This is a genomic window from Bordetella petrii (assembly GCF_020991325.1).
Lineage (GTDB): Bacteria > Pseudomonadota > Gammaproteobacteria > Burkholderiales > Burkholderiaceae_B > Bordetella_A > Bordetella_A petrii_E.
Genome location: NZ_JAJMLX010000340.1, coordinates 1 through 4,386, shown reverse-complemented (window position 1 = coordinate 4,386; position 4,386 = coordinate 1). Strand labels below are relative to the sequence as shown.

Annotated in this window: 2 protein-coding genes; one reads left to right on the top strand and one right to left on the bottom strand. The window is 66.2% G+C overall.

The window, feature by feature from the left end:
- Positions 1 to 1,748 (bottom strand): beta strand repeat-containing protein (locus LPZ50_RS22375; protein ID WP_419195630.1); only part of this gene is annotated, 1,748 nt, incomplete at its 3' end.
- A gap of 471 nt (positions 1,749 to 2,219) precedes the next feature.
- Between LPZ50_RS22375 and LPZ50_RS22370 the strand changes: the two genes are divergently transcribed.
- On the top strand, positions 2,220 to 4,386 hold a 2,167-nt coding region (locus LPZ50_RS22370; RefSeq protein WP_230665034.1), incomplete at its 3' end, for a CHASE3 domain-containing protein.

The window sequence follows — 4,386 nt, the reverse complement described above, 5'->3', positions numbered from 1 at the left end:
CCCGCCGCGCCGCCGCCGCCGCCGAGCGACTGGGCCACGATGCCATGCGCGGACGCGCCGTTGGTCGCTACCTGGGTCAGGCTGTCGACCGTGACGCTACCTGGCGAGCCGCCATCGCCGGCGGTCGTCCCTGCATCGCCGAAGAACTCGAAATTGGACGTGGTGCCGCCGCCAAAGCCGCCCATCGACTGCGCCAGCATGCCGATGGAATTCGCACCCCAGGTAGTAATCGTGCCGCCGCCCGTGTCGATCGTGACATCTTTGCCGACGCCGCCGGTGCCGGCGTTTTCCGCGGTGAAGTCGACCAGGCCGCTGCTGGTCTGCACGCCGCCGCCACCGCCGCCCGCGCTGCGCACGGCTATCCCGTGGGATTGCACGCCGCTGGTGGCGATACTGGCATCGCCGTTCATGGAGATATTCACGATGCCGCCATAGCCGCCGTCCCCGCCGTCGGCGTCCTCGCGTCCGGCGCCGCCGTTGCCGCCCTGGCTGAGCAGCACCACGCCGGGCAGGTAATCGCCCGAAGTGGTGATGGCAGAGCCGCTGTTCATCGTGATGGTGGACGTGTAGGGGTTCGAACCGCCCACGCCGCCTCGCTGGCCGGACGTGTTGCTGGTCGTCTGGGCGCTTTCGCCCCCGTCGCCCCCACGGGCGATCATCACGATACCGCCGGATATGGCCGCCAGTCCGGTGGGCGCGGCGAGCGAACTGCTGGTTTCGACGGTGACGGCAGCAGAATTCGTTACGGTCAGGCCGGTGGCATTGGCGCCCGCGCCGCCATTGTCGCTGCCGTCTTCGGACGTGATGCCGTCGCCGCCCTGGTTCGCGATATACAAGCCGCGCACCCCGTTGGCGAATCCCGATCCGCCATTGACCTGGACCGTCACGGCGCCGCTGTTGGCGATGTTGCTGGGTGACGAGGTATGGACTCCGCCGGGTTCGCCGCCATTGCCGTTGAAGTCGCCGCCGTTGCCGCCGATGGATTCGACCCCGATACCCCAGGCATAGCGCGAGGCATTGCTGGAACTGACCGTGATCGACGCGCTGTTGGTGATGCCTATCGTACTGGTGTTGCCGCCGTTGCCGCCGTTCTGGTCGCCCGACAGTGCCTTGTCCTGGACGCCGCCGAGACCGCCGATGCCCGCGGCATAGATTCCCACGCCCCCGTAGGTCAGGTTGGATACCTGGATGGTGCCGCTGTTGCCGATGGTGATGGCAGAGGCCGGTCCGCCGTTGCCGCCGTTGCCCCCGCCCACGCTCGTCTGGTTGGCGTCGGCGCCATTGCCGCCCACCGATGCAGCGTAGATGCCGAACTGCGCGCCCGCGTCGTCCCAGATGCCCGGGGCATTGCCCTGGCTGCTGGAGGTGGGAGTGGTGTTGACGCTGATCGATCCACTATTGGTGATGGTAATGTTGCCGCCATTGCCACCGCCCGTGGCGTCGTTGGACGTGTCGCTGGACCCCACGCCGCCTTTCAGGCGGACCAGCAGGCCCGCCTGCGGAGAGGCGGGCTGCAGGTTCGCCAGGTTGTTGACGGTGTAGTTGCCGCCGTAACTGCCGATATTGTTGCCGGTGCCGGCCGGGGCCGTGAAGTCGACCGTGATCTGCGCGCCCGCGCCGCCCTGGTCGGCGTTGATGGTGCACGTGATTTGGTCATTGGGCGAGGAACTGGCGGCCGGGCAGTCCATCGTGGCGGCGTACGCCGTGGGTGTGGCCAGCCAACCCAGCATCAGCAGCGCGGACAGCAACGGGCTGGCTGCCCGACGCTCGCCTGGCCCGGTGTCATCAGGCCACCACAATACTGGCACGCACAGGGATCTAATCCCGGTCCGGGAAATGGCGCGTCGTTTCATCGGGTGTCCTGTGCGGGTGTGCGCGGCGGGCGGAGTGGGCCGGCTGCGGCTGACGACGGGTTATGCAGACGTTTTTTTCGTGTGCATATTGTTCCACCAGCCGACCGAAAAACGATCTGTTTTTCGACGAATCCCCGGTTTGGATCGACGAACTCAAGGCGCGTCGGCAAAAAACCACAGCAGGACGCCGCGGCGCTGGGCGTCCAGGCTTTCGGGCATCCGCCCACGGGGTTCTCGGCCAGGGGTTTACCCGTACTTTGATGCGCTTCGGCGTATCTCTTCCCGCGCTCGGACGCGGCCGCGCAAACGTGGCGGGCTGCACCCGTTATATTTGCGCAGGCCCAATCTTAGAATCCCTCTCATCTGATGCCTTCATCTCGCTCTACGCCGTACACGGCCCGTTTCGCCTTTCCCAGGCCGCTGCTCATCGGCTTTGTGCTGGCGGCCCTGACGACCCTGCTGATCGCGTTCGTCAATGTGCAGGCCTCGGACGCGCGCGCGGACGCCGTGGACGGAATCAATCGCGCGTCACAGTCCATGCGGCACCTGAGCCTGTTGAACGCCTCATTGAAAGATGCGGAAATCGGCCAGCGCGGGTATTTGCTGACCGGCGACGAGCGCTATCTGGAGCCCTACCGCCGTGCGCTGGGCCTGATGGACCAGCGCCTGGCGGATCTGAAAGCTTCCGCCAGCGAGAACCCCGCCCAGGTCGAACTGTTGCGCGAAATCGAAACCATTGCGCGCCAGAAGCTGGCGGAACTGAGCCAGACGGTGGACTTGCGCATGACGGGCCAGGCCGACGCGGCCATGACCATTGTGCGCACCGATACGGGCAAGGACGCCATGGACCGCCTGCGCGACCTGATCGGCGACCTGTACACGCAGCAGAGTGAGCTGCTGGATACCCGCAGGCAGGCCTGGGAAGATGCTGCGGTGGCGTCGGCCTATTATTCCTGGGCAGGTTCGGCGTTCTTGCTGGTCCTGATTTTTGCGTCGGCGGGGATGACGGCGCGCGAGTACCGGCTCAAGGCCGAGCAGGCGTGGGTGAATACCGGGCTATCCGCTGTAAGCATGAAGCTTCAGGGCGACCACCGTATCGAAGAGATTGGCGAGCGCGCGCTGGAATCCCTGGCAACGTACCTTAGGGCCGAGGTCGGCGCGGGCTACCTGGTGGACGAACGCGATGGCAGCCTGCGGCTGTTCGGAGGGTATGCGTTGCCCGGCGAGCGCCTTGCGCAAACCTTGCTGCCGGGCGAAGGGCTGGCCGGGCAGGCGGTGCGTTCGCGCCAGCTGATCCATGTAAAAGATGTGCCGCCCGGCCACCTGCAACTGGCTTCCATTATCGGCAAGTCCGACCCCCTGGAGTTGGTGCTGGTGCCCGCCGTGCTGAATCGCCGGGTATATGCGGTGCTGGAACTGGGCCTGAACCATCGCCTGAACGACGCCGAGCGCAACTTGCTGGAGCGCGCCTCGGAGACGCTGGCGGTGGCGGTGCGGGCGGGTATCGACCGTTCGCGCCTGGAGGCCCTGCTGGAAGAAACGCAGCGTCAGTCCGAAGAGCTGCAGACCCAGCAGGAAGAGTTGCGCGTCAGCAACGAAGAGCTGGAGCAGCAAAGCCGCATGCTGCAGGAATCCCAGGCCCGGATGGAAGTCCAGCAGACCGAGCTGGAACAAACCAACGTGCACCTGGAAGAGCAGACCAAGCATCTTGAACACCAGCGTGAACAGCTGCTGCGGGCCCAGGGGGTGCTGACGGAACAAGCACGCGAACTGGAACTGGCCAGCCGGTACAAGAGCGAATTCCTGGCCAACATGAGCCATGAACTGCGTACCCCGCTGAATTCCACGCTGATCCTGGCCAAGCTGCTTGCGGAGAACAAGCCTGGCAATCTCAGCACCGACCAGGTCAAGTATGCGCACACGATCTATGCCGCCGGCACGGACCTGCTGGCGCTGATCAACGACATCCTGGACCTGGCCAAGATCGAGGCGGGGCAGGTGCAGGTGGACCCGGAACCGGTGCAGGTCGCCCCGATGCTGCAGGGCCTGCTGGATCCGTTGCGCCCCCTGGCGCAACAGAAGGGCCTGGCCCTGGAACTGGTTGTCGACCCGGATGTGCCCGCGCGCATGCAGACCGACCCCATGCGCCTGGGACAGATATTGAAGAACCTGCTGTCGAACGCGCTGAAGTTCACGGACCGGGGTTCGGTCAGCCTGCGCGTGTCGCGCACGGGCGCCGACAGCCTGGCGTTCGCGGTGAAAGACACGGGAATAGGCATACCCGAAGAGCAGCAGGCCCTGATTTTCGAGGCGTTCCGCCAGGCGGATGGCAGCACGCACCGCAAGTTCGGCGGCACGGGCCTGGGGCTGTCGATTGCCCGGGATCTTGCCCAGCTGCTGGGCGGCACCGTGTCGGTGGGCAGCACGCCGGGCGCGGGCAGCGTGTTCACGCTGGTATTGCCCGTGCATCTGCAGGCCGCCGCGCGGCCAGCTGCGCAGGCGGCCACGCCCAGCCATGGAGCGGCTCCCGCCG